We start from the raw sequence: 25,623 nt of genomic DNA on the forward strand, positions 1-25,623 counted from the left end.
GCGACAGGGCAGGTTTCGACCGTGGTACCGGTGTCTCGTCCCGCAGGCGCCACCCGCACGACGCAGGTGGCGATCGTTGCATTGCCGCCCGTGTCGATGTCGGGCGTGGGTCCGATCGTCGATGCGCTGAATCTCGCGAACGAGATCGACGGGCGGCTGCTGTATCGGTGGCAGGTGTGTTCGTGGGACGGGCGGCCGGTGCCGCTCGCCGGCGGCGCGCAGTGGCATGCCGATGCGGCGTTCAACGATGCGATCGCGTGTGACTGGGTCATCGTCGTGTCGGAGCGGTTTCAGCAGTTTGCCGACTATCGGTTGTTTCTCGCGAGCCTCGCGAGGGTGGGGCAGCGCACGCCTGTCGTGACCGGGATTCATCATGGCGTGTGGTGGCTTGCGATGGCCGGGCAGCTTTCCGGGTATCGCGTGAGCGTGAACTGGGAGACGTATCAGCAGTTCGCCGAACAGTTCGAGCGGTCGATCGTCACGCAGCAGATCTTCGAGATCGATCGCGATCGGGCTACCTGTGCGGGTGGGCAGGCTACCGTTGATTTCATGCTGGCCATGATTGGCCGGGAACATGGGCCGGATCTCGCGGAGAGGATCGCCGATGCGCTCGGCGCCGGGACTTTGCGCAGCGGCGAGGAGCGGCAGCGGATTCCTTTTGTTACTGCGCCGGGCGAGCGGCATCCTCGGTTGAATGATGCTTTGCTTTTGATGGAAGCCAATGTCGAGGATCCGTTGACCACCGATGAGATCGCCGAGCTCGTTGGCGTGTCACGCCGGCAACTGGAGCGGCTCTTTCGACAGTATCTCGGGGCGATGCCCTCCAAGTATTACCTCAATCTTCGGTTGCTCAAGGCTCGGACTCAGTTGCAGCGGACTAGCAAGTCGGTTGTTCAGGTTAGCCTTGCCTGTGGGTTCTCTTCTGCTGCGCACTTTTCTAACGCTTACCGCGAAAGGTTTGGAGTCACGCCTCGGGAGGATCGGAGAGCCTGGCTCGAGAAGCAAACCGGGGGCGGCGGCGAGCCTCGCGGGGGCGCGCTTGTCGAGCGCGGGGGGAAGGATTGATTTTGGTTTTTTTGGCGGTTCGCTTGCGGGTTTCGTGAAGCACCTGTGATCTTGTCGGTCTATTAGCGTCGCCCCTGCGCGGGGCGGCGGTTACTTTTCTTTGTCTTGCCAAAGAAAAGTAACCAAAAGAAAGGCGCTGTGAGAACGCAAGACCTCCCGGTGCCATGGCACTCGGAGTGGACCGCGCCTAAGTGTCCGCGCCAGTCACGAACACGGAGTGGTTCGAGCAATGGTTCTGACACCCCCCACTACCCGACAGAGCGGTATACCGCCCGCTAGCTCCATCCTCGCTACGCTCGGCTGCAAGGTACTTCACGTCGCGTTGCATGCGCTCACATGCTTCTGCCAGCGCTGCATCAGCAAAGCACGCAACCCTCTTTTCTCACACCATTCGTACCCGATCGGACTGCTTGCCATCGGTGAGTGTTGGATAACGGCGTGAGCACGTAAGTGCGTGCTGCGTCCCTTTTTCGTGGCGAATGAGGGCATGCCTTGATTCGCTGAATTCGGGGGCTCGCGAGCGATTGCTGGAACTGATTGACCTGGAGCGTTACTGGCGGGGGTGTCCCTGTCGGCCGAGCGCAGCGAGGGCGGAGCTAGCGGGCGGTATACCGCTCTGTTGGGTAGTGGAGGGTGTCAGAACCATTGCTCGAACCACTCCGTGTTCTGGACTGGCGCGGACACTTAGGCGCGATCCACTCCGAGTGCCACGGCACCGGGAGGTCATGCGTTCTCCGAGCGCCTTTCTTTTGGTTACTTTTCTTTGGCAAGACAAAGAAAAGTAACCGCCGCCCCGCGCAGGGGCGACGCTAATAGACCGCTAAGACAACAGGTGCTTCACGCCAACCGCAAGCGACCCACCCAAAAAGCCTCAAAATACGCCCACCGAAACCGAACCCCCGCCCGCCCGGAAGGGCAAAAACAAACCGCACTATCCGCTTCCGATAGAACCCGTCGCAATTCCGCAAGACGCTTGCGTCACCCTTACCTAAACTTGATCCTGTTGAACCCTCTTACGAAACCGAAAGGAACGACCATGACGACCTCGACCGTGAACCGCCAGACATTCGATGAAGTGATGGTGCCGGTATTTTCCCCCGCGCCGTTCGTGCCGGATCGCGCAGAGGGCTCCCGCGTGTGGGACACGGCCGGCCGCGAGTACATCGACTTCGCGTGCGGCATCGCCGTGACGTCGCTCGGCCACGGCCACCCGGAACTGCTGAAAGTCCTGGACGAACAAGGCCGCAAGCTCTGGCACATCGGCAACGGCTACACGAACGAGCCGGTGCTGCGCCTCGCGAAGCGTCTCGAATCGCTGACTTTCGCCGACCGCGCGTTCTTCGCGAACTCCGGCGCGGAAGCGAACGAAGCCGCCCTGAAACTCGCGCGCCGCGTCGCATTCGACCGCCACGGCGCCGACAAATATGAAATCGTGTCGTTCGTCCAGTCGTTCCACGGCCGCACGTTCTTCACGGTCAGCGTCGGCGGCCAGCCGAAATACTCGGAAGGCTTCGGCCCCGTGCCGGAAGGCATCAAGCACCTGCCGTACAACGACATCGAAGCCGCGAAGGCCGCGATCGGCCCGCAAACCTGTGCCGTGATCGTCGAACCCGTGCAAGGCGAAGGCGGCGTGATCCCGGCCGATCCGGCCTTCCTGAAGGCGCTGCGCGAAGCGTGCGATGCGCACGGCGCGCTGCTGATTTTCGATGAAGTGCAAACGGGCGTCGGCCGGACGGGCCAGTTTTACGCTTACATGGATTCCGGCGTCACGCCGGACATCCTGACGACCGCCAAGGCGCTCGGCAACGGCTTCCCGATCGGCGCGATGCTGACGACGAACGAACTCGCTGCGCACTTCAAGGTCGGCGTGCACGGCACGACGTACGGCGGCAACCCGCTCGCATCGGCGATCGGCGACAAGGTCGTCGAACTGATCAGCGACCCGGCACTGCTCGAAGGCGTGCGCGAACGCAGCGTGCGCCTGAAAGGCGCGCTCGAGCGCATCAACGCGCGCTTCGGCATCTTCAAGGACGTACGCGGCAAGGGCCTGCTCGTCGGCGCGGAACTCACCGCGGCATTCGACGGCCGCGCGAAGGACTTCGTCACCGCCGCCGCGGAAAACGGCCTGATCATGCTGATCGCCGGCCCGAACGTGCTGCGCTTCGTGCCGTCGCTGGTGATCCCGTTCGACCTGCTCGACGAAGGCATGAAGCGCTTCGAGAAGGCAGTCGAGCAAGTGCTCGCCGCCCAGGAAGCCACCGCGCGCTGATCGGCGCACCCATCGCAGACAGGAACGACGATGCTATTTGTTCGCCCCGGCAAACTCACGGATCTCGATGCGCTCGCGCACATGGCGCGCACCGCGCAGCCGGTCCTGCACTCGCTGCCGCACGACCGCGCGGCGCTCGAAGCGCGTGTGGCGCTCTCCGAGGATTCGTTTCGCGCGGACGTCGACTTCGCCGGCGAGGAGTTCTACCTCTTCGTGCTCGAGGATTCGTCGACCGGCAAGCTGCTCGGCACGGCGAGCATCGTGGCCGCGGCCGGCTACTCGGAACCGTTCTACGCGTTCCGCAACGACGCATTGATCCACGCGTCGCGCGAGCTGCACGTGAACCGCAAGATCCACGCGCTCACGATGTCGCACGAGCTGACCGGCAAGAGCCGGCTGGCGGGCTTCTACGTCGATCCGTCGCTGCGCGGCGACGCGGCCGCGCACCTGATCTCGCGTGCGCGGATGATGTACATCGCCGCGAACCGCCGCCGCTTCACGCCGGAAGTGTTCACGCTGCTGCTCGGCGTGAGCGACGGCAACGGCGCATCGCCGTTCTGGGAAGCGGTGGGCCGCAAGTTCTTCGGCCGCGACTTCACCGACGTCGACATCGCGTCGGGCGGCCGCAGCCGGACCTTCATCGCGGAAGTGATGCCGGCGTATCCGCTCTACGTGCCGCTGCTGCCGGAAGCCGCGCAGCGCGTGCTCGGCGAGCCGAACGAATCGGCGCTGCTCGCGTACGACATCCATCTCGAGGAAGGCTTCGAGCCCGACCGCTTCGTCGACATCTTCGACGCGGGCCCGGTGCTGACCGCGCAGGTCGACCGCACCGCGTGCGTGAAGCACGGCGCCGAGCGCACCGTGCGCGAGGCCGCGCACCAGCAGGGCGATGTCGCCTACATGGTGTCGACGGGCAGCGGCGAATCGTTCCGCTGCGTGCTGGCCGACCTGCCGGGCGACGCGGGTGACGCGCCACTGGCCGGCGACGTGCGCGCGGCGCTCGATGTGAAGGATGGCGATGTCGTGCGCTGCGTGCCGCTGCACCGCCGCGACGATGAAGATTTGAAGGGAGACGCAGCATGATCGTCGTTCGGGTCGTACAAACGGGCGACGTCGACGCGCTCGTGTCGCTCGCGAAGGAAACCGGGCCGGGCCTGACCACGTTCAAGCCCGACCGCGACGCGCTCGCCGCGCGCATCGAGCGCACGCGCCGCACGCTCGCGGGCGAGGCGGCGGCCGGCGAGGCCGGCTACTTCTTCGTGATGGAAGAATCGAAGACGGGCGACATCGCGGGCGTGTGCGGGATCGAGACGCAGGTCGGCCTCGAACAGCCGTTCTACAACTATCGCGTGAGCACGGTCGTGCACGCGAGCCAGGAGCTCGGCGTGTGGACGCGGATGTCCGCGCTGAACATCTCGCACGACCTGACCGGTTACGCGGAAGTGTGCTCGCTGTTCCTGAGCCCGCGCTATCGCACGGGCGGCGTGGGCGGCCTGCTGTCGCGCTCGCGCTTCATGTTCATCGCGCAGTTCCGCGAGCGCTTTCCGGAACGCATCTGCGCGGAACTGCGCGGCCACTTCGACGAGGACGGCACGTCGCCGTTCTGGCGCGCGGTCGGTTCGCACTTCTACCAGATCGATTTCAACGCGGCCGATTACCTCAGCTCGCACGGCCGCAAGTCGTTCCTCGCGGAACTGATGCCGCGCTACCCGGTGTATGTCGACCTGCTGCCGCAGGACGCGCAGGATGCGGTCGGCCTCACGCACCGCGACACGCTGCCGGCCCGCAAGATGCTCGAAGCGGAAGGGCTGCGTTACCAGAATCACGTCGACATCTTCGACGCGGGCCCCGTGCTCGAATGCCACGTCAACGACCTGCGCACGGTGCGCGAGAGCGCCGTCGTGCCGGTCGCGATCGGTGTGCCGGATGCGCGGGAAGACGCCCCGAAGTCGCTCGTGTCGAACACGTCGCTCACCGACTTCCGCGTCGGCGTCGCGCCGGGCGTGGTCGCGAACGGCTCGTTCGTGCTGTCGGCCGACGATGCCGTCGCGCTCGACGTGAAGGCCGGCGATCCGGTCCGCGTGCTGCCGCTCAAAGTCAAACAGGGATAAACGAATCATGACGGAACTCTTCATCGACGGCGCCTGGGTCGCAGGCTCGGGCCCCGTGTTCGCTTCGCGCAACCCCGGCACCGACGAGATCGCATGGCAGGGTGAAAGCGCGTCGGCAGCGGACGTCGATCGCGCGGTCGCAAGCGCGCGCCGCGCCTTCGCCGGCTGGTCGGCGCTCGACTTCGAATCGCGCTGCGCGATCGTCAAGCGTTTCGCCGCGTTGCTCGCCGAACGCAAGGAAGCGATCGCGACCGCGATCGGCCGCGAGACGGGCAAGCCGCTGTGGGAAGCGCGCACGGAAGTCGCGTCGATGGCCGCGAAGGTCGGCATTTCGATCCAGGCTTACCAGGAACGCACCGGCGAGAAGCGTCAGGACATGGCCGATGGCGTCGCGGTGCTGCGCCATCGCCCACACGGCGTCGTCGCGGTGTTCGGCCCGTACAACTTCCCCGGCCACTTGCCGAACGGCCATATCGTGCCCGCGCTGATCGCCGGCAATGCGGTCGTGTTCAAGCCGTCCGAACTCGCACCGGGCGTCGCGCGCGCGACGGTCGAGGTGTGGAAGGACGCCGGCCTGCCGGACGGCGTGCTGAACCTCGTGCAGGGCGAGAAGGACACGGGCATCGCGCTCGCGAATCATCGGCAGATCGACGGGCTGTTCTTCACCGGCAGCTCGGATACCGGCACGCTGCTGCACAAGCAGTTCGGCGGCCGTCCTGAAATCGTGCTCGCGCTCGAGATGGGCGGCAACAACCCGCTCGTGATCGGCGAAGTCGAGGATATCGACGCGGCCGTCCATCACACGATCCAGTCGGCGTTCCTGTCGGCCGGCCAGCGCTGCACGTGCGCGCGTCGCATCTTCGTGCCGCAGGGCGCGTTCGGCGACCGCTTCCTCGCGCGCTTCGCCGACGTCACGTCGAAGATCACGGCCGACGTGTTCGACGCCGATCCGCAGCCGTTCATGGGCGCGGTGATCTCGGCGCGTGCCGCGGCGAAGCTCGTCGACGCACAGTCGCGCCTGATCGAGCAGGGCGCGAAGCCGGTCATCGCGATGACGCAGCGCGATCCGCGCCTCGGCTTCGTGAACGCGGCGATCGTCGACGTCACGGGCGTCGCGAACCTGCCGGACGAAGAACATTTCGGCCCGCTCGCGCAGATCGTCCGCTACGCGACGTTCGACGAAGCGATCGAGCGCGCGAACGACACGGCGTTCGGCCTGTCCGCCGGCCTGCTGGCCGACGACGCGAACGCATGGGAACACTTCCGTCGCACGATTCGCGCCGGGATCGTCAACTGGAACCGGCCGACCAACGGCGCGTCGTCCGCCGCGCCGTTCGGCGGCACCGGCCGCTCGGGCAACCATCGCCCGAGCGCGTACTACGCGGCCGACTATTGCGCGTATCCGATGGCGTCGGTGGAAAGCACGCAACTGACCTTGCCCGCGAGCCTGTCGCCGGGCCTGCATTTCTGATCGAGGGAACGACGATGAACGCACAAGAAGCCAATTTCGACGGGCTCGTCGGCCCGACCCACAACTACGCCGGGCTGTCGTTCGGCAACGTGGCGTCGCTCAACAACGAAAAGTCGGCCGCGAACCCGAAGGCCGCCGCGAAGCAGGGGCTGCGCAAGATGAAGCAGCTCGCGGATCTCGGCTTCGCGCAAGGCGTGCTGCCGCCGCAGGAGCGGCCGTCGCTGCGCCTGCTGCGCGAGCTCGGCTTCTCCGGCAAGGACGCGGACGTGATCGCGAAGGCCGCGAAGCAGGCGCCCGAACTGCTCGCCGCGGCGAGCTCGGCATCGGCGATGTGGACCGCGAACGCGGCCACCGTCAGCCCGTCGGCCGACACGAGCGACGGCCGCGTGCACTTCACGCCGGCCAACCTGTGCAGCAAGCTGCATCGCGCGATCGAGCACGAAGCGACGCGCCGCACGCTGTCGACGCTGTTCGCCGATCCCGCGCATTTCGCGGTGCACGAAGCGCTGACCGGCACGCCGGCACTCGGCGACGAAGGCGCGGCGAACCACACGCGCTTTTGCGCCGAATACGGCAAGCCGGGCATCGAGTTCTTCGTGTACGGCCGCGCGGAATACCGCCGCGGCCCCGAGCCGAAGCGCTTCCCGGCGCGCCAGACCTTCGAGGCGAGCCGCGCGGTCGCGCATCGCCACGGGCTCGCCGAAGAAGCGACGGTCTATGCACAGCAGGATCCGGACGTGATCGACGCGGGCGTGTTCCACAACGACGTGATCTCGGTCGGCAACCGCGACACGCTGTTCACGCACGAGCGCGCGTTCGTCAACAAGCAGGCGATCTACGACACGCTGACCGCCGCGCTCGACGCACGCGGTGCGCGCCTGAACGTGATCGAGGTGCCCGAGGCCGCCGTGAGCGTGAACGACGCGGTGACGTCGTACCTGTTCAACAGCCAGCTGCTGTCGCGCGCGGACGGCTCGCAGGTGCTCGTCGTGCCGCAGGAATGCCGCGAGAACGGCAACGTCGCGGCCTATCTCGACGAACTCGCGGCCGGCAACGGCCCGATCCACGACGTGCTCGTGTTCGACCTGCGCGAAAGCATGAAGAACGGCGGCGGCCCTGCGTGCCTGCGCCTGCGCGTCGTGCTGAACGAAGCGGAGCGCGCGGCCGTCACGTCGAACGTGTGGATCAACGACACGCTGTTCGCGTCGCTCGACACGTGGATCGACCGGCACTATCGCGACCGCCTCGCACCGGAAGACCTCGCCGATCCGGCACTGCTCGACGAATCGCGCACCGCGCTCGACGAGCTCACGCAGATCCTGCGCGTCGGTTCGCTGTATGACTTCCAGCGCTGATTCCCGCATGGCCGGCGCATTGCTCGACGACTTCCTCGCGTTCACGCTGGGCGGCCGCGCACCGTCCGCGGTGGACGGCACCTGCGCCGCCGGCGCCGTGCGCTGGCAATGGCGCGGCGACGGGCTGCTCGCGCTCGAACCGGTGGCGGCCGAGGCCGCCGGCACGGTGCGCGCGAGCGTGCTCGTGTCGGCTGGCGTGCACGGCGACGAGACGGCGCCGATCGAGCTGCTGTCGATGCTCGTGCGCGATCTCGCCTCGGGCGCGCTGCCGCTCGCGTGCCGGCTGCTCGTCGTGCTCGGCAACGTGCCGGCGATGCGTGCCGGCGAACGCTATCTCGACGACGACCTGAACCGCCTGTTCAGCGGCCGTCACGCGCAGGTGCCCGACAGCCGCGAAGCACCGCGCGCCGTGCAGCTCGAAGCGGCCGCCGCTGCATTCTTCGCGGCGGCGCCGGCCGGTGCCGCGCGCTGGCACATCGACATGCACACGGCGATCCGCGCGTCGGTGTTCGAGCAGTTCGCGCTGCTGCCGCACACGGGCATGCCGCCGACGCGCGCGATGTTCGAATGGCTCGGCGACGCGCGCATCGCGGCCGTGCTGCTGCATACCGCGAAGGGCAACACGTACTCGCATTTCACGGCCGAGCATTGCGGCGCGCTCGCGTGCACGCTGGAACTCGGCAAGGTGCGCCCGTTCGGCCAGAACGACCTGGCGCGCTTCGCGCCGGCCGACCGCGCGGTGCGCAAGCTCGTGTCGGGCGCCGCTCGTGAGGTCGACGTTCCGTTGCCGCGCGTGTTCACGGTGATCGACCAGATCACGAAGCGGAGCGATGCGCTCGAGCTGTTCGTCGCGGCCGACGTGGCGAACTTCACCGCGTTCGCACGCGGCACGGTGCTCGCGCAGGACGGCGATTACCGCTACACGGTGACGCACGACGAGGAGCGCATCGTGTTCCCGAATCCGTCGGTGAAGCCGGGGTTGCGCGCGGGCCTGCTCGTCGTCGATACGACCCGCGAGACGGTCGCGGCGCTCGTCTGACGGTGCCCGACTGCGCGTGGCCGCGGCAGCCCGCGGCCCGCGCCTCGCCCGGCTACCATTCCTGTTTCGAGATAATGCCCACCCGCCGCGCGGAAGGCCCGCGGGTCGCGCTTGCGTATTTGCGACATCGTCTTGCAAGTTCGACGGGCCGCCCGGCTGGCGTCGGCGCCCGCAGCGCAGCATCGCGGGCCGGCGGCTGCTTTGCCATATCGGGCCGCGCGGATTGGTACAATCGCGGCCTTGCGGCTGTTGCGCCGCATCACGGCGCGGCGGCAGCATTGCCGTGGTCATCCGACCCTGCAATGATGCATGCGCCCGTAGTTCCGGAACATTCGAGTATCGAGGAGAACACCTGATGAAGTTGGATTGGCGTAAAGTGGCCGCGCATGCGGTGGTGGCGGCATCGGCCGTGGCGGCAGGCAGCGCGATGGCAGCGGATCTGAAAGAGATCCGTTTCGGCGTCGAGGCTTCGTACGCGCCGTTCGAATACAAGACGCCCGACGGCAAGCTGACCGGCTTCGACATCGATATCGGCAACGCGGTGTGCGCGAAGCTGAAGACGAAGTGCGTGTGGGTCGAGAACGACTTCGACGGCCTGATCCCGGCGCTGCAGGCGCGCAAGTTCGACGCGATCAACTCGGACATGACGATCACCGACCAGCGCAAGCACGCGATCGCGTTCACCGATGCGATCTACACGATCCCGAACCAGCTGATCGCGAAGCAGGGCAGCGGCCTGCTGCCGACCCCGCAATCGCTGAAGGGCAAGCGCGTGGGCGTGCTGCAGGGCACGATCCAGGAAGCGTACGCGAAGAAGAAGTGGGCGCCGGCCGGCGTCGAAGTCGTGCCGTACCAGACGCAGGACCTGGCCTACGCCGACCTGAAGTCGGGCCGTCTCGACGCGACGTTCCAGGACGCGGAAGCCGGTTCGAAGGGCTTCCTGACGAAGCCGCAAGGCCAGGGCTTCGCGTTCGCGGGCGGTACCGTGAGCGACGCCGAGATCCTCGGCTCGGGCGTCGGCTTCGGCCTGCGCAAGAACGACGCGGCGCTGAAGACCGCGCTCGATCAGGCGCTGAAGGAACTGAAGGCCGACGGCACGATCGACAACCTCGCGAAGAAGTACTTCAGCGTGCCCGTGACGCTCAAGTAAGCGCGGCGTTCGATCGCACGATGCAAGCAAACCGGCCGCTGATGCGGCCGGTTTGTTTTTTTGGGGCGGAAATTGGCGGGAAACCGCGGACGGGAAACCGCGCAGCAGCGGCCGGCGGCGGCGTCAGGCCGGAAAGAACCGGCCCAGTTCGCGCGCCAGCTCGTTGAGCACGGCCATCTCCTGCTGCGTGATCTTGCGCGCGGGCTGCGCGCCGGCCCAGTCGCCGTACAGCAGCGCGACGGTCGTCGTGCCGACGCGTACCGGCAGCAGCACGAACGCGCGCGTGTCGTCGAATGCGTCGAGATACCAAGCGGGCAGGCGCTTGAGCATCTTCGGCTCCTGCGCCTGCTCGATGAAGATGCCGACCGAGTTCGAGATCGCGAGATGGAACACGTCCGGCTCGAAGCGCTCGTCGAAGCGTAGCCGGTCGAGCGTCGTATCGACGCCGGGGCCGAAGCCGAGGCGCGCGGCGAACATGCCGTCGTCGTGGCGCACGAACATCACGGTGCGCGTGAACGCGAGGCCGGCCAGCAGGCTTTCCGACGCCAGCGCGAGCACCGGCGTCAGCACGTGCTCGGACGGCAGCGCACGCAGGTCCGCGAGGCCGGCTTCGAGGCACGCCTCGGGCGCGGCCTGGGCGCGCGCGATCGCATCGGCGTTCGCGCGCAGCTCGACGATCTCGCGCATCACGGTGTCGCTCGCTTCCTCGCGTGCGAGCCGCTCGGCGATCTCGACGAGCGCGTCGGATTCCATGTCGAGCTCCGCGCCGTAGTGCTGCGCGAGCGCCGCGATACGCGCGTCGCGCTGCGGGCTCGAGGGCATCACCAGCGCACCCGCGACGTCGGTCGAGCAGCGGCTGATCGCGCGCAGCCAGCGGACGCGGTCGGCCGGGCCGTCATCGCTCGCACGGCCCGCATCGTGATCGTCATCGTCGTTGCCGAACGCGCCGGCGTGGGCCACGTGGTCGTGATCGGCCATCCCCGCGCGAATCACGTCCGGCAAGCGCCAGCGCGCAGCCGCCTCGAGCCCGATCTCGTCGAAGCCGACGCCGAGCACATCGATGCAGGCGGCCGCTTCGTCGCCATTCAGCTCGGCCGCGCGACGGCGGATCCGGTCCCATTCGCTGTCGAGGTAGCAGACCACGAGCAGCTTGCCGACCTGGCGCATCAGCGTGCAGACGACGGCTTCCTCGCCCGAGCGCAGCTCGGCGCGCTCGGTGAGCTTGCGCGCGACGCAGCCGGACAGCAGCGCGCGGTTCAGCTCGAGCTTCGCGTCGATGCGCCGCGGTGTGCTGTGGTGGAAATGGTCGACGAGCTTGAGCCCGACGACCAGGTGGCCGACGGCGTCCATGCCGAGCACCATCAGGGCGCGGGTCACGGTCGTGATGTTGCCGCCGAACGCCATGTACATCGCGGAGTTCGCGAGCCGCAGCACTTTCTGCGTGAGCGCGAAGTCCGACAGCACGACGCGCACGAGCGCGGTGAAGTCGAGGTCGTCGTTCTTCATCGCGGCCATCGTCGCACGCAGCGATTCCGACAGCAGCGGGAAATCGCCCCGTTCGTTCATCCGCGCCCACAGCTTGTCGAGCAATGCGGTGCGGGGCAGGTGTTCGGTGATTGACATACGGATCTGTCCGGTTCGCCGCGCGCGTCAGGCGGCGGCGTGCAGGTGCAGCTGCTGCGCCTCGAAGCGCCGCGCGAGCTCCTCGGACGGCAGCGCCTGGCAGACGAGCCAGCCCTGGATATGGTTGCAGCCCATCTCCGTCAGCAATTCGCGCTGCGCCTCGGTCTCGACGCCTTCGGCGACGAGTTCGAGATCGAGCGTCTGCGCGAGGCCGACCACCGCCGACACGATCGCGCGATCGTTGCGCGAGGTCAGCAGGTTCTCGACGAAACTGCGGTCGATCTTCAGCTTCGCGAGCGGGAAGCGCTGCAGGTACGCGAGGCTCGAATAGCCGGTGCCGAAATCGTCGATCGCGAAGCGGATGCCGAGATCGGTCAGCTCCTCGAGCAGCCCCTTGGCCTGCGCGGGATCGTGCATCAGCAGGCTTTCGGTGATTTCGAGCACGATGCGGCGCGGGTCGATGCCCGTCAGCGCGATCGCCTCGCGCACGCTCTGCGTGAAGCGCGGGTCGCGGAACTGCTGCGGCGACACGTTGACCGCCACGTACTGCAGCGCGAGCCCCTGGCGATCCCAGGCGACGAGCTGCATGCACGCGGCCTTGAGCACCCAGTTGCCGAGATAGTTGATCAGGCCGATCGATTCGGCGAGCGGAATGAAGGTCGCCGGCGGCACGAGGCCGTGCACCGGATGGCGCCAGCGGATCAGCGCCTCGACCCCGACCACCGCGCCCGACTGGCTGCGCGTGATCGGCTGGAAATGGAGCGAAAACTCGCCGTTGCGCACGCCGTCGTACAGGTCGGCCTCGAGCTTCAGCCGTTCGGCGTCGGCGGGATCGTCGACGGGGGCGTGGAACGCGAGCGCATTGCCGCCCGACGCCTTCGCCTGCGCGAGCGCGTGGTCGGCGCGGCGCAGCAGCGGGCTGTGGTGCTGCGCGCGGTGCGGCGCCGAGCGCTCGTCAGGGTAGAGCGCGATGCCGATGCTCGCGGACAGGTGCACGGTCTGCCCCTGGTACACGTAGGGCTCGCGCACCGCGGCCTGCAGCCGGCGGGCGAGTGCGTCCGCCGCATTGCTCGCCTGCGTACGGTTCGGTGCGCCGAGCACGACCGCGAACTTGTCGCTCGCGACGCGCGCGAGCTGCTCGTTCGGCGTGACGAGCGCCTTCAGCCGCTGCGCGGTCTCGCGCAGCAGCGTATCGCCCGCGTCGTAGCCGAGCGCGCGGTTGATCCGCTGGTAGTCGTCGAGGTCGAGCAGCAGCAGCGCCGCGCACGAGCCGTCCCCGTCGGCGGCCTGCTGCGCGCGCATCAGCGCTGGCACGAGCGCGGACAGGTTGTCGAGCCCCGTCATCGGGTCGTGGTGCATCTCGTAAGTCAGGCGCGCCTCGAGCGCGCGCCACGACGACACGTCGAACGCCGCGATCGCGAATCCGTCGACCCCGTGATGGCGGCTCTTGAACGCGCGGATCTCGACGTCCAGCGGGTAGGTGAGCGACTTGACGATGCACATCGTCGCCTTCTCGACCTGGCCGGAACGCGCGGCGCGTGCAAGCAGGCCTTCGAGCGCCGCGGTATCCTGTTCGGCGATCAGGTCGCGCAGCGTCAGCGTGTGCAGGTAGTCGCGGTGGTAGCCGATGAAGCGCAGGCTTGCGTCCGACACGTACAGAAAGCGCAGCTCGCGGTCGACATGGGCGAGGAAATCCACCGTGCCGACCGTCTGTTCCAGCCAGTTGCGCACGGAGTCGTCGCGTCGCGGCGCACCGGCGCGCGCGGGCATCAGCGCGCCGCCCGACCAGGCGAAGCGGCGCAGCGTATGCAAGGCGCTGCGCCAGGAGCCCTTGCGTGACGTCTGTTTCCTGTTGGCTTCCATGTTTCTCGCTGACGTGAAGGGCTGGAACCGGTTGTCCGGAAGGAATAACGGCAGACTGTGCGGAATCTTTAACGAACCGGCCGCGGATGGCGTTGCCGCTGGACCGGATCGGCCACGCGGGTGTTCGACAGGCGAACGCCGGCGGGGCCTACATTGAGGCTGACTTTATAAGAAATGAGGACGCAGATGAAGCGAAAACTGTTGCTGGGCGCCGCCGTGGCGGCGCTGGTGGCCGGCCATGCGCTGATGGCGCGGGCGGAATTGAAGCCGGGTGCCGCGGCGCCCGATTTCACGACGCAGGCGTCGCTGGGCGGCAAGACTTACACATACTCGCTCGCGGACGCGCTGAAGCAGGGGCCGGTCGTGCTGTATTTCTATCCGGCCGCGTTCACGAAGGGCTGCACGATCGAGGCGCATGCGTTCGCGGACGCGGTCGACCGTTACAAGGCTTACGGTGCGACGGTGATCGGCGTCTCGGCTGACAAGATCGACACGCTGACGAAGTTCTCGGTGAGCGAGTGCCGGAGCAAGTTCCCGGTCGCGGCCGATCCGGACGCGAAGATCATCCGGGAATATGACGCGAAGCTGCCGGCGATCGACAAGGCGAACCGCGTGTCCTACGTGATTTCGCCGGAAGGGAAGGTGCTCTACGAATACACGAGCCTGTCGCCCGACAAGCACGTCGAGAACACGCTCGCCGCCGTGAAGGCGTGGGCGGACGCGCATCCGAAGAAGCAGTAAGCGGGCGGCCCGCACGGCAAAGCGGCCCGTCGTGCGGGCCGCCGGTACGGAGCGACGCAGCCGCCGCGCGTGAGAGGCCGTTATGCGCGCAATGCCTGTTCGATCGGCACGCTGCCGCCGACGAAGCCGACGATCTTGCGCGAGATGCCCAGCTTGATCGCCTCGATCGCGGCCCAGGCGACATCCTGGCGCGACACGGGTGGGGCGCCATCGAACCATGCGTCGGTGAGCGCGATCTTGCCGACACCCGGATCGTCCGTGAGCGGGCCGGGGCGCAGGATCGCGTAGTCGACGCCCGACGCGATCACGCGATCGTCGCCTTCGCGCTTCATCTGCGAATAGTGGCGCAGCGCGTCCGGGCCGAGCTCGGGCCGGTACGCGGACAGCGAGCTGATCACCACCAGCTTCTGCGCGTTGTAAGCCAGCGCGTATTCGGCCGCGCGGGCGACCGCGTCGCGGTCGACCTGCTCCTCTTCGGCCGCGCCCTCCGATTCGGCCGAGCCGGCCGCGTAGATCACGTGCGAGATGCCCTGGAATGCGTGCGAGAAATCGTTCGTCAGGTCGGCTTCGACCACCCGTGCGCCTGCCAGCGCATAGCCGTGGCGGCGCACGAGCGCCGTGACCTCGAACTCCGGCTGCTTGAGCAGCAGATCCGCGCAGGCCTGGCCCGTTCGGCCGGTCGCGCCAATCAGCAGTACCTTCGTCGTCATGAAACCGCTCCTTGCTCGATGCGTCATCCTTCCAGATAGGGACGGACGACCGATAACTCAAGTGTAATGTCGATTTGCCGATGCGGCGGGTGTGTATTAAGGGACGTACCGGCTTCGGGCGTACCGGCATCGGGCGTACTGGCAGCGACATCCCGGCGGCCATTCATTCACACGGATGCGGGAATGACGCGCCGACCGGCTATCATGTGCGCGATGCATTTTTCGCCGTTACGTCATACAACGCATCGGCCCACTGGTTGGAGTACACATGGCAATACCCCTGGACAACGTCAGCATGGCCGTGTTCTGCGACTTCGAGAACGTCGCGCTCGGCGTGCGCGACGCGAAGTACGAGAAGTTCGACATCAAGCCTGTGCTGGAGCGCCTGCTGCTGAAGGGCAGCATCGTCGTGAAGAAGGCCTATTGCGACTGGGATCGCTACAAGGGCTTCAAGGCGTCGATGCACGAGGCGAGCTTCGAGCTGATCGAGATTCCGCACGTGCGCCAGTCGGGCAAGAATTCGGCCGACATCCGGCTCGTCGTCGATGCGCTCGACCTTTGCTACACGAAGTCGCACGTCGATACGTTCGTGATCATCAGCGGCGACTCGGATTTTTCGCCGCTGGTGTCGAAGCTGCGCGAGAACGCGAAAAAGGTGATCGGCGTCGGCGTGAAGAAATCGACGTCGGACCTGCTGGTCGCGAACTGCGACGAATTCATCTTCTACGACGACCTGGTGCGCGAGCAGCAGCGCGCGCTCGCGAAGCGCGAACAGCAGCAGCGCGCGGGCAACGGCGGCGCGAAGCGACCCGACGAGCCGTCGTCGCGCAAGCACGACATGGACGCGCGCAAGGCCGAGGCGATCGCGCTGGCCGTCGAGACGTTCGACGCGTTGGCATCGGAGCGGGACGACGTCGGCAAGATCTGGGCGTCGGTGCTCAAGAGCGCGATCAAGCGCCGCAAGCCGGATTTCAACGAGTCGTACTACGGATTCCGCGCGTTCGGCAACCTGCTCGACGAGGCGCAGGCGCGCGGCCTGCTCGAAGTGGGGCGTGACGACAAGTCGGGCGCGTTCGTGTCGCGGGCACGCCAGCAGGCGGCCGCGGAGCACGTCACGGCGGGCGGTGAAGGCGGCGGACACGGCGGCGGACACGGCGGCGCGCACCACGGTACGCGCGCGGCCGAGCCGGCGCGGGCCGGACGCAATGCGCAACGTCGCGGGCAGCGGGCGGAGGCGGTCATGCACGAAAGCGTGCCGGTCGAAGCGGACGAGACGGAAGTGGCCGAGGTCGCCGAGGTGGCGGACGCTGCACCGATGATGTCGCCGGCGGAGACGGCCGAAGTGGCCGATGCGCATGGCGACGCGAAGGATGGCCGCAAGCGCGCGCGCAAGACCGCGGCGAAGAAGGCAGGCGCGAAGAAGGGCACCGCCGCGAAGAGCGCAGCCGGGAAGCCGGACGCTGCCGGGCATGGCGCGCCGCAGCACGGCGACGACAAGCACGCGCACGGCAAGCATGCCGACGACGCGCATCGCGACGCGGCGCAGGGCGACGAGCGGCATGTCACGATGACGCACGCCGGGCCGGCGGCAGGCGATGCCGGCGGCGAGCGTGCCGCCGCGCAGCCATCGCACGACGCGGCGCCGGCTGAAGCCCATGCCGACGCGGTTGCGCAAGCGCCGGCCGCTGCCAAGCCGAAGAAGCCGGCCCGCAAGGCCGCCCCGCGCGCGCGACGTCCGCGCAAGACGGCGGCGGACGCTGCCGAGTAACCCGGTCGGCCGGATGCCGTCCCGAGCGGGGCGGCAGCCGCGCCACGGATCCGGCCGGTGCAACGCCGGCCCGTCGAGCTAGCCGTTCAGCACATAAGGCTGCGTCATCACTTCGAGGAAGTGGCCGTCCGGATCGTCGAAGTACACGCCTCGGCCGCCGTTGTGGCGGTAGATGTCATCGGGCTGCCGCTTGGCCGGATCCGCCCAGTGCGGCAGCCCGCGCTCGCGAATGCGCGCGAGTACGCGATCGAAGCCTGCTTCGTCGAGCAGGAACGCGTAATGCTGCGACGCGATCGCTCCCGACCGTTCATAAAAATCGAGCGACACGCCGTTGCCGAGCGGGACGACCAGCATCGCGCCGAACGGGGTCGGCGGCGGCAATTCCAGCAGCTCGGTGAGGAAGCGGCTCGACGCGCGCTTGTCGCGGCACCAGACGATCGTGTGGTTGAGCTGGACGTTCATGGCGGGTTCCCGGGAAGGGCGCAGCGGTGGGCATGGACTCACGATAGCCGATCGTCGCCGCGGTTCAAGCGCAAAAAAACGGCCGCACAAGGCGGCCGCTTCATCACTCGCCGGCGACGGCCGGCCCGCCGTTATTCCCGCGGCGGTTGCGTCGCTTCTCGGCCCACACGCGGAAGCGGTCCATGTACAGGTAGACGACCGGCGTCGTATAGAGCGTCAGCACCTGCGACACGATCAGGCCGCCGGCGATCGCGATCCCGAGCGGCGCGCGCAGCTCGGCGCCGTCGCCGTGGCCGAACGCGAGCGGCAGCGCGCCGAGCAGCGCGGCCATCGTCGTCATCATGATCGGGCGGAAGCGCAGCAGGCACGCCTCGTGGATCGCGTCGAACGACGACTTCTGGTGGTTGCGCGTCTGGTCGATCGCGAAGTCGACCATCATGATCGCGTTCTTCTTCACGATCCCGATCAGCAGGATCACGCCGATCAGCGCGATGATGCTGAACTCGGTCTTGAACAGCAGCAGCGCGAGCAGCGCGCCGACGCCGGCTGACGGCAGCGTCGACAGGATCGTGATCGGATGGATGTAGCTCTCGTACAGGATCCCGAGCACGATGTAGACGGCCAGCAGCGCCGCGAGGATCAGGATCGGCTGGTCGTTCGTCGACTGCTGGAACGCCTGCGCGGTGCCCTGGAAGCTGCCGACGATGGTCGGCGGGACGCCGACCTGCGCCATCGTCTGGTAGATCACCTGCGTCGCCTGCGACAGCGACACGCCGGGCGGCAGGTTGAACGAGATCGTCGTCGCGACGAACAGCCCCTGGTGGTTGACCGACAGCGGCGTCGTGCTCGGCCCGAACGTCGCGATCGCCGACAGCGGGATCATCGTCGACTTCGACGTCGACACCGACGCACCCGACGACGCGCTCGACTTGCCGCTCGCCGCGATCGAGTTGAGCGCCTGGTTGCGTGCGGAGTCGGACGCGATCGCCGCGGCGCTTTGCGTGGCCGTGCCGGCGCTCGATGTGCCGGCGGAGGTCGCGACGTAGGTGCCGGCCGCCGCGTTGGTGGTCTGCGAGCCGTTCGCGCTGCCGCCCGACGTGCTGATCCACACCTGGTTCAGCATCTCGGGGCTCTGCCAGTACTTCGGCGCGACTTCCATCACCACGTGGTACTGGTTCAGCGGGTTGTAGATCGTCGAGACCTGGCGCTGGCCGAATGCGTCGTACAGCGTATTGTCGATCTGCGCGGGCTTGATGCCGAACCGCGCGGCCGTCGCCCGGTCGATCGTCACCATGGCTTCCATGCCGCCTTGCTGCTGGTCGGAGTTCACGTCGGTCAGCTCGGGGCGCTTCTGCAGCGCCTCGGTCAGGATCGGCCCCCACTTGTACAGGTCGGCGCTCGAATCGCCGAGCAGCGTGAACTGGTACTGCGCGTTGCTCTGCCGGCCCCCGACGCGAATGTCCTGCGCCGCCTGCAGGAACGTGCTCGCGCCGGCGACATCCGACAGCGGGACGCGCAGTTGCTGGATCACCTGGTCGGCCGACAGCTTGCGCTCGGTGCGATCCTTCAGCGTGACGAACATGAAGCCCGAGTTGGTCTGCGTGCCGCCGGTGAAGCCCGCGACGCTCTTCACGTTCGGGTTGCTCTGCACGATGCGCATCATCTCGGAGAACTTCAGCTTCATCGCCTGGAACGACGTCGACTGGTCGGCCCGGATGCCGCCGATCATCAGCCCGGTGTCCTGCTGCGGGAAGAAACCCTTCGGCACGACGATGTACAGGTAGACGTTCAGCCCGATGGTTGCGAACAGGGTCAGCAGGATCAGGAGCGGCCGGCGCAGCGCCCACGACAGCGAGCGCTCGTAGCCGCGCTGCATGCGGCTGAAACAGCGTTCCAGGAAACGCCCGAAGCGGCCTTCGTTTTGCGGGTCGTGCGACTCGGGCAGCAGGCGCGCGCACATCATCGGCGTGACCGTGAGCGACACCGCGAGCGAGACGGCGATCGCGAGCGACAGCGTCAGCGCGAACTCGCGGAACAGCCGCCCGACGATGCCGCCCATCAGCAGGATCGGCAGGAACACCGCGACGAGCGAAATGCTCATCGACAACACCGTGAAGCCGACCTCGCGCGCGCCGTCGAACGCGGCCTGCATGCGCGACTTGCCGTTCTCGATATGCCGCGAGATGTTCTCGAGCACGACGATCGCATCGTCGACGACGAAGCCGGTCGCGACGATCAGCGCCATCAGCGACAGGTTGTCGATCGAGAAGCCGAGCAGGTACATCGCGCCGAACGTGCCGATGATCGAGATCGGCACCGCGACGCTCGGGATCAACGTCGCGCGCCAGTTGCGCAGGAACAGGAACACGACCATCACGACGAGGCTGACCGCGATCAGCAGCGTGTGCTCGGTGTCCTTCAGCGACGCGCGAATCGTGGTCGAGCGGTCGAGCACGGGCGTGACGGTGATGTCGGCCGGCAGCGACGCGGTGAGCTGCGGCAGCGCCGCGCGCACGCGGTCGATCGTGTCGATGATGTTCGCGCCGGGCGAGCGGTAGAGGATCACGAGCACCGCGCGCTTGCCGTTCGACAGGCCGAGGTTGCGGAGATCCTCGACCGAATCGACGACGTCCGACAGGTCGGACAGCCGCACGGCCGAGCCGTTGCGGTAGGCCACGACGAGGTCGCGGTATTGCGACGCCTGGGATGCCTGGTCGTTCGTATAGAGCTGGTAGCGCTGCGGGCCGAATTCGATCGCGCCCTTCGGCGCGTTGGCGTTCGCGGAGGCCAGCGCCGCGCGCACGTCCTCGAGGCCGATCCCGTAGTGGAACAGCGCCTGCGGCTCGAGCTCGACGCGCACGGCCGGGTTCGCGGAGCCGCTGACCGACACCTGGCCGATCCCGTCGATCTGCGACAGCGACTGCTGCAGCACCGTCGACGCGGCGTCGTACAGCTTCGCGGGCGACGAGGTCTCCGACGTCAGCGACACGATCATGATCGGCGAATCGGCCGGGTTGACCTTGCGGTAGGTCGGGTTGCTCTTCAGCGCGGCGGGCAGGTCGGCGCGCGCCGCGTTGATCGCGGCCTGCACGTCGCGCGCGGCGCCGTCGATGTCGCGGTTCAGCCCGAACTGCAGGATGATCCGCGCGTTGCCGACCGTGCTCGTCGACGTCATTTCGGACACGTCGGCGATCGAGCCGAGGTGCCGCTCGAGCGGGCTCGTCACGCTGGTCGCGACCGTTTCCGGGCTCGCGCCCGGCAGCGACGCCTGCACCGAGATGGTCGGGAAGTCGACCTGCGGCAGCGGCGACACCGGCAGCTTGACGAACGCGAACAGGCCCGCGAGCGCGACGCCGATCGCGAGCAGCGTCGTCGCGACGGGGCGGGTGATGAAGGGGCGTGACAGGTTCATTGCTTGCTACGCATCCGTGCGCGGGCCGGCTTGCGGGCCGTGGCGTTCGAACCAGCCGCGCACGCGGCGCGCGAGCGAATCGAAGCCGAGGTAGATCACGGGCGTCGTGAACAGCGTCAGCACCTGCGACACGATCAGGCCGCCGGCGATCGCGATCCCGAGCGGCTGGCGCAGCTCGGAGCCCGCGCCGGAGCCGACGATCAGCGGCACCGCGCCGAGCAGCGCGGCGAGCGTGGTCATCAGGATCGGCCGGAAGCGCAGCAGGCACGCCTGGTAGATCGCCTCGCGCGGCGGCTTGCCTTCGACGCGCTCGGCCTCGAGCGCGAAGTCGATCATCATGATCGCGTTCTTCTTCACGATGCCGATCAGCAGCACGATGCCGATGATCCCGATGATGTCGAGGTCGTGCCCGGTGATCATCAGCGCGAGCAGCGCGCCGACGCCGGCCGACGGCAGCGTCGACAGGATCGTGATCGGGTGGATGTAGCTCTCGTACAGCACGCCGAGCACGATGTACATCGTGATGACCGCGGCGAGGATCAGGAACAGCTGGTTCGACAGCGATGCCTGGAACGCGAGCGCCGCGCCCTGGAAGCGCGTCTGGAACGACGCGGGCAGCCCGATGTCCTTCTCCGCGGCGCCGATCGCCTTGACCGCCTCGCCGAGCGACGCGCCCGGCGCGAGGTTGAACGAGATGGTGGTCGACGGGAACTGCGACAGGTGCGCGACCAAGAGCGGCGACGGCCGCTCGTGGAACGACGCGATCGACGCCAGCGGCACCTGGCCGCCGCCCGCCGACGGCAGGTAGATGTCGTTCAGCGATTGCGCATAGTGCTGCTCCTTCGGCTCGGACTCGAGAATCACGCGGTACTGGTTCGACTGCGTGAAGATCGTCGACACGATGCGCTGGCCGAACGCGTCGTACAGCGCGTTGTCGACGGTCGCCGGCGTGATGCCGAAGCGCGCGGCGCTCGGGCGGTCGATCTCGATGTAGACGGACTGGCCGTTGCTCTGCAGGTCGGTCGCGACGTCGGCGAGCGACGGCTCCTGCTGCAGCCGGGCCACGAGCTTCGGCACCCAGGTCGCGAATTCTTCCGAGTTCGGGCTCGTCAGCATGAACTGGTACTGCGTCGGGCTGACGGTCGAGTCGATCGTCAGGTCCTGCACCGACTGCATGAACAGCGAGATGCCGGTGATGTTGGCGACGCGGTGCTGCAGGTCGCGGATGATCTGCGCGGCCGTCTCGGTGCGTTCGTCGCGCGCCTTCAGGTTGATCAGCATCCGGCCGCTGTTCAGCGTGATGTTGCTGCCGTCGACGCCGATGAACGACGTGAGGCTCTCGACGTTCGGATCCTTCAGGATCTCGGCCGCGAGCGCCTGCTGGCGCTCCGCCATCGCGCCGTACGAGATCGACTGCGGCGCCTGCGTGATCGCCTGGATCACGCCGGTATCCTGCGCGGGGAAGAAGCCCTTCGGCACGTAGACGTACAGCAGGCCGGTCAGCGCGAGCGTCAGCAGCGCGACGACGAGCGTCGAGCGCTGGCGGTTCAGCACCCATTCGAGCGCGACCGCGTAGCGCGCGATCACCCAGTCGATCGCCCGGTGCACGCGTGCCTCGAAGCGATGGCTCTCGGGCGGCGGCGAATGGCGCAGCAGCTTCGCGCACATCATCGGCACGAGCGTGAGCGACACGATCGCCGAGATCACGATCGTCACCGCGAGCGTGATCGCGAATTCGTGGAACAGGCGTCCGACCACGTCGCCCATGAACAGCAGCGGGATCAGCACCGCGATCAGCGACACCGTCAGCGAGATGATCGTGAAGCCGATCTGCCTCGAGCCCTTCAGCGCGGCCTCGAGCCCCGTTTCGCCTTCCTCGACGTAGCGTGCGATGTTCTCGATCATCACGATCGCGTCGTCGACGACGAAGCCGGTCGCGATGGTGAGCGCCATCAGCGACAGGTTGTTCAGCGAGAAGCCGGCCATGTACATCACCGCGAGCGTGCCGATCAGCGACAGCGGCACCGACAGGCTCGGGATGATCGTCGCGTAGACGTTCGCGAGGAACAGGTACATCACGAGCACGACCAGCGCGACCGCGAGCATCAGTTCGAACTGCACGTCGCGCACGGCGGCGCGGATCATCGTCGTGCGGTCGGTGACGATCTCCACGTCGAGCGCGGCCGGCAGCGTTTCCTGCAGCTTCGGCAATTGCGCCTTGATCGCGTCGACGGTCGCGATCACGTTCGCGCCCGGCTGGCGCTGCACGTTCAGGATGATGGCCGGGTCCGAATTCACCCACGCGCCGAGCTTGGTGTTCTCCGAGCCGGCGACGACCGTCGCGACGTCGGTGAGCATCACCGGGCGGCCGTTCTTGTAGGCGACGACCGCGCTGTTGTACTGGTCGGCGCTCGTCAGCTGGTCGTTCGCGTTGATCGTGTACGCGCGCGTCGGGCCGTCGAAGTTGCCCTTCGGCGTGTTCACGTTCAGGTTCGAGATCGTCGTGCGCAGGTCGTCGAGGTTCATCCCGTACTTCGCGAGCGCGGTGGGGTTCGCCTGGATCCGCACGGCCGGGCGGTTGCCGCCCGACAGGCTGACGAGACCGACGCCCGCGACCTGCGAGATCTTCATCGCGAGGCGCGTGTCGGCGAGATCCTGCACCTGCGTGAGCGGCAGCGTCTTCGACTTGACGGCGAGCGTCAGCACCGGCGCATCGGCCGGGTTGACCTTCGCGTAGATCGGCGGGGCAGGGAGGTCGGACGGCAGCAGGTTGCCGGCCGCGTTGATCGCGGCCTGCACTTCCTGTTCGGCGATGTCGAGCGGCAGGTCGAGCGAGAACTGCAGCGTGATCACGGACGAGCCGGCCGAACTCTGCGACGACATCTGGTTCAGCGACGGCATCTGCCCGAACTGCCGTTCGAGCGGCGCGGTGACCGACGAGGTCATCACTTCCGGGCTCGCGCCCGGGTAGAAGGTCTGGACCTGGATCGTCGGATAGTCGACTTCCGGCAGCGCGGCGAGCGGCAGGAAGCGCAGCGCGACGAGACCGGCCAGCATGATCGCCGCCATCAGGAGGGCGGTGCCGACCGGCCGGAGAATGAAGAGGCGGGATGGATTCATCGAGCGGCCCGCGCGTTACTGGGCCGCGGAGGCCGCTGCCTGCGACGCGCCGTGCTTGTGCCCGCCGCGATGGCCGCCGGCGCCCGATGCGCCCGACGCCGCACCGGCGCCGCGTGCGCCCGACGCGCCTTTCGGCTTGTCGGCCGGGATCGAGATCTTCGCGCCTTCGCGCAGGCGGTCGGAGCCGTCGGTCACCACGCGCTCGCCGAGCGACACGCCGCTGACGATGCTCGTGCGTTCGCCGTCGACCGGGCCGATCGTGACCTTGCGCACGGTCACCGTGTTGTCGGGTTTCACGACGTAGACGAACTGGCCGATCGAGCCGGTCAGCACGGCCGAGGTCGGCACGATCGTCGCATTGCGCAGCACGTCGACGAGCAGGCGCGTGTTCACGAACTGATTCGGGAACAGCATGCCTTCCTTGTTATCGAAGTTCGCGCGCAGCTTGACCGTGCCCGTGCTCGTGTCGATCTGGTTGTCGAGCGTCGCGAGCGAGCCCGTCTCGAGCGGCACCGTGTTGTTGCGGTTGTACGCGGTGACCGACAGCTTCTGGCCCGCGTTCACCTGCTTGAGGATCTGCGGCAGGTTGTCTTCCGACGTCGTGAAGATCACGCTCATCGGCTGCAGCTGCGTGATCACGACGAGGCCGTTGGCATCGCCGGGCGTCACGTAGTTGCCGGGGTCGACCTGGCGCAGGCCGACGCGGCCCGACACCGGCGCGGTGATGCGCGCGTACGTGAGGTTCAGCTTCGCGGAATCGATCGCGGCCTGGTCGGTCTTCACCGCGCCTTCGTATTGCTTGACGAGGGAGGCCTGCGTATCGACGGTCTGCGACGCGATCGAGTCCTGCGACAGCAGCGTCTGGTAACGCTTCAGGTCGAGGCGGGCCGTCGCGAGCAGCGCCGAGTCGCGCGCGTGCGTGCCTTCGGCGTTCTCGAGCGCGACCTGGTACGGGCGCGGGTCGATCTGCGCGAGCAGGTCGCCTTTCTTGACGATCTGGCCTTCCTGGAACGCGACCGACTGCAGGTAGCCGGACAACTGCGTCTTGACCGTCACGTTCGCGAGCGGCGTGACGGTGCCGAGCGCGGACAGCACGATCGGCATTTCGCCCTGGGTCGCGGTCGCGACCTGCACGGGCTGCGGAATATTCGCCATCGCGGCGGGGCCGCCGCGGCCGCGCTTTGCGCTGCCGGCGCTGGCCGCGGTACCTTGCGCCGTGCTGCCGGCCGCCGGCGTGCGGTTCCACGGATGCCACCACAGCAGGCCGCCGATGACGACGACCGCGAGCGCGCCGGCCATCAGCGTGCGGCGCGGGCGCCGCGCGGCGGGGGACGCGGGGTCTTTCGAAGGGGGCGTGGGCTTTTGTTCGTTATCCATCGTGATCTGTCAGGAAGACGGCGCGGCGGGCCGGAAATCGGACTGCTGGGCTGCGCGTGGGCGAGCGGTGCCGGGGAGGGGGCGCCC

17 protein-coding genes are annotated in these 25,623 nt (G+C 67.7%); 10 read left to right on the forward strand and 7 right to left on the reverse strand.

The genetic code is table 11. The features are described 5' to 3' along the window. The first annotated feature begins 21 nt into the window (after positions 1 to 21). The 8 genes from LGM56_RS12185 (at position 22) to LGM56_RS12220 (ending at position 10,460) form a co-directional block, all read left to right on the forward strand. A complete protein-coding gene (locus LGM56_RS12185; protein WP_089494408.1) occupies positions 22 to 1,065 on the forward strand; it encodes a GlxA family transcriptional regulator in 1,044 nt (347 codons plus the stop codon). A gap of 1,036 nt (positions 1,066 to 2,101) precedes the next feature. Then, positions 2,102 to 3,334 (forward strand): aspartate aminotransferase family protein, encoded by a 1,233-nt coding sequence (locus LGM56_RS12190; protein ID WP_226204733.1) that lies wholly within the window; start codon positions 2,102 to 2,104, stop codon positions 3,332 to 3,334. Between the two features lie 30 nt (positions 3,335 to 3,364). Then, the gene (gene aruF, locus LGM56_RS12195) at positions 3,365 to 4,417 is read left to right on the forward strand and encodes an arginine/ornithine succinyltransferase subunit alpha (protein ID WP_089494410.1); all 1,053 of its coding nucleotides are present in this window, start codon (positions 3,365 to 3,367) and stop codon (positions 4,415 to 4,417) included. After that, positions 4,414 to 5,445: an arginine N-succinyltransferase gene (gene astA / locus LGM56_RS12200; protein WP_226204735.1), complete on the forward strand. Its 1,032-nt coding sequence runs from the start codon at positions 4,414 to 4,416 to the stop codon at positions 5,443 to 5,445. Before aruF ends, astA begins: the two co-directional genes overlap by 4 nt. A gap of 7 nt (positions 5,446 to 5,452) precedes the next feature. Further along, the gene (astD, locus tag LGM56_RS12205) at positions 5,453 to 6,916 is read left to right on the forward strand and encodes a succinylglutamate-semialdehyde dehydrogenase (RefSeq protein ID WP_226204737.1); all 1,464 of its coding nucleotides are present in this window, start codon (positions 5,453 to 5,455) and stop codon (positions 6,914 to 6,916) included. Between the two features lie 14 nt (positions 6,917 to 6,930). Then, the gene (astB, locus tag LGM56_RS12210) at positions 6,931 to 8,271 is read left to right on the forward strand and encodes an N-succinylarginine dihydrolase (RefSeq protein ID WP_047850485.1); all 1,341 of its coding nucleotides are present in this window, start codon (positions 6,931 to 6,933) and stop codon (positions 8,269 to 8,271) included. After that, positions 8,255 to 9,310, forward strand: a complete 1,056-nt coding sequence (astE, locus tag LGM56_RS12215; RefSeq protein WP_226204739.1) for a succinylglutamate desuccinylase — start codon at positions 8,255 to 8,257, stop codon at positions 9,308 to 9,310. The genes astB and astE overlap by 17 nt, the downstream gene beginning before the upstream one ends. Positions 9,311 to 9,665: 355 nt before the next feature. Further along, complete coding sequence (locus tag LGM56_RS12220) at positions 9,666 to 10,460, forward strand: ABC transporter substrate-binding protein (RefSeq protein ID WP_043182082.1); 795 nt, start codon at positions 9,666 to 9,668, stop codon at positions 10,458 to 10,460. 123 nt (positions 10,461 to 10,583) lie between these two features. Here LGM56_RS12220 and LGM56_RS12225 read toward each other — a convergent pair whose 3' ends face one another. Then, positions 10,584 to 12,083, reverse strand: a complete 1,500-nt coding sequence (locus LGM56_RS12225) for an HDOD domain-containing protein (protein WP_226204741.1) — start codon at positions 12,081 to 12,083, stop codon at positions 10,584 to 10,586. 27 nt (positions 12,084 to 12,110) lie between these two features. After that, a complete protein-coding gene (cdpA, locus tag LGM56_RS12230) occupies positions 12,111 to 13,853 on the reverse strand; it encodes a putative bifunctional diguanylate cyclase/phosphodiesterase (protein WP_206150870.1) in 1,743 nt (580 codons plus the stop codon). 279 nt (positions 13,854 to 14,132) lie between these two features. Here cdpA and LGM56_RS12235 point away from each other — a divergent pair, with 279 nt between their 5' ends. After that, positions 14,133 to 14,687, forward strand: a complete 555-nt coding sequence (locus tag LGM56_RS12235; RefSeq protein WP_089494415.1) for a peroxiredoxin — start codon at positions 14,133 to 14,135, stop codon at positions 14,685 to 14,687. Between the two features lie 80 nt (positions 14,688 to 14,767). Here LGM56_RS12235 and LGM56_RS12240 read toward each other — a convergent pair whose 3' ends face one another. Beyond that, positions 14,768 to 15,397 (reverse strand): NAD(P)H-binding protein, encoded by a 630-nt coding sequence (locus tag LGM56_RS12240; protein ID WP_089439591.1) that lies wholly within the window; start codon positions 15,395 to 15,397, stop codon positions 14,768 to 14,770. A gap of 268 nt (positions 15,398 to 15,665) precedes the next feature. On the opposite strand from LGM56_RS12240, the gene LGM56_RS12245 reads away from it, so the two are divergent. After that, positions 15,666 to 17,165 carry an NYN domain-containing protein gene (locus LGM56_RS12245; RefSeq protein ID WP_226204742.1) on the forward strand — a complete coding sequence of 500 codons (1,500 nt, stop codon included), beginning with the start codon at positions 15,666 to 15,668 and terminating at the stop codon, positions 17,163 to 17,165. Positions 17,166 to 17,243: 78 nt separating this feature from the next. Here LGM56_RS12245 and LGM56_RS12250 read toward each other — a convergent pair whose 3' ends face one another. From LGM56_RS12250 to LGM56_RS12265, 4 genes are all read right to left on the reverse strand, one after another. Continuing rightward, positions 17,244 to 17,627 (reverse strand): VOC family protein, encoded by a 384-nt coding sequence (locus tag LGM56_RS12250; protein WP_089494417.1) that lies wholly within the window; start codon positions 17,625 to 17,627, stop codon positions 17,244 to 17,246. 103 nt (positions 17,628 to 17,730) lie between these two features. After that, a complete protein-coding gene (locus tag LGM56_RS12255; protein ID WP_226204744.1) occupies positions 17,731 to 21,039 on the reverse strand; it encodes an efflux RND transporter permease subunit in 3,309 nt (1,102 codons plus the stop codon). Between the two features lie 6 nt (positions 21,040 to 21,045). Continuing rightward, positions 21,046 to 24,159, reverse strand: a complete 3,114-nt coding sequence (locus tag LGM56_RS12260; RefSeq protein ID WP_226204746.1) for an MdtB/MuxB family multidrug efflux RND transporter permease subunit — start codon at positions 24,157 to 24,159, stop codon at positions 21,046 to 21,048. Between the two features lie 15 nt (positions 24,160 to 24,174). Then, positions 24,175 to 25,536: an MdtA/MuxA family multidrug efflux RND transporter periplasmic adaptor subunit gene (locus tag LGM56_RS12265; protein WP_089494420.1), complete on the reverse strand. Its 1,362-nt coding sequence runs from the start codon at positions 25,534 to 25,536 to the stop codon at positions 24,175 to 24,177. Positions 25,537 to 25,623: the final 87 nt, after the last annotated feature.

Origin of the sequence: Burkholderia sp. AU38729 (genome assembly GCF_020419725.1) — a bacterium.
In the GTDB taxonomy this organism is placed as follows: domain Bacteria; phylum Pseudomonadota; class Gammaproteobacteria; order Burkholderiales; family Burkholderiaceae; genus Burkholderia.

Coding starts and splice junctions, on each gene's coding strand:
- LGM56_RS12220 (WP_043182082.1), top strand. CDS start 9,666: ATGAAGTTGGATTGGCGTAAAGTGGCCGCGCATGCGGTGGTGGCGGCA.
- astB (WP_047850485.1), top strand. CDS start 6,931: ATGAACGCACAAGAAGCCAATTTCGACGGGCTCGTCGGCCCGACCCAC.
- LGM56_RS12255 (WP_226204744.1), bottom strand. CDS start 21,039: ATGAACCTGTCACGCCCCTTCATCACCCGCCCCGTCGCGACGACGCTG.
- LGM56_RS12245 (WP_226204742.1), top strand. CDS start 15,666: ATGGCAATACCCCTGGACAACGTCAGCATGGCCGTGTTCTGCGACTTC.
- LGM56_RS12265 (WP_089494420.1), bottom strand. CDS start 25,536: ATGGATAACGAACAAAAGCCCACGCCCCCTTCGAAAGACCCCGCGTCC.
- cdpA (WP_206150870.1), bottom strand. CDS start 13,853: ATGCCCGCGCGCGCCGGTGCGCCGCGACGCGACGACTCCGTGCGCAAC.
- astA (WP_226204735.1), top strand. CDS start 4,414: ATGATCGTCGTTCGGGTCGTACAAACGGGCGACGTCGACGCGCTCGTG.
- LGM56_RS12240 (WP_089439591.1), bottom strand. CDS start 15,397: ATGACGACGAAGGTACTGCTGATTGGCGCGACCGGCCGAACGGGCCAG.
- astE (WP_226204739.1), top strand. CDS start 8,255: ATGACTTCCAGCGCTGATTCCCGCATGGCCGGCGCATTGCTCGACGAC.
- LGM56_RS12235 (WP_089494415.1), top strand. CDS start 14,133: ATGAAGCGAAAACTGTTGCTGGGCGCCGCCGTGGCGGCGCTGGTGGCC.
- aruF (WP_089494410.1), top strand. CDS start 3,365: ATGCTATTTGTTCGCCCCGGCAAACTCACGGATCTCGATGCGCTCGCG.
- LGM56_RS12250 (WP_089494417.1), bottom strand. CDS start 17,627: ATGAACGTCCAGCTCAACCACACGATCGTCTGGTGCCGCGACAAGCGC.
- LGM56_RS12225 (WP_226204741.1), bottom strand. CDS start 12,083: ATGTCAATCACCGAACACCTGCCCCGCACCGCATTGCTCGACAAGCTG.
- LGM56_RS12190 (WP_226204733.1), top strand. CDS start 2,102: ATGACGACCTCGACCGTGAACCGCCAGACATTCGATGAAGTGATGGTG.
- astD (WP_226204737.1), top strand. CDS start 5,453: ATGACGGAACTCTTCATCGACGGCGCCTGGGTCGCAGGCTCGGGCCCC.
- LGM56_RS12260 (WP_226204746.1), bottom strand. CDS start 24,159: ATGAATCCATCCCGCCTCTTCATTCTCCGGCCGGTCGGCACCGCCCTC.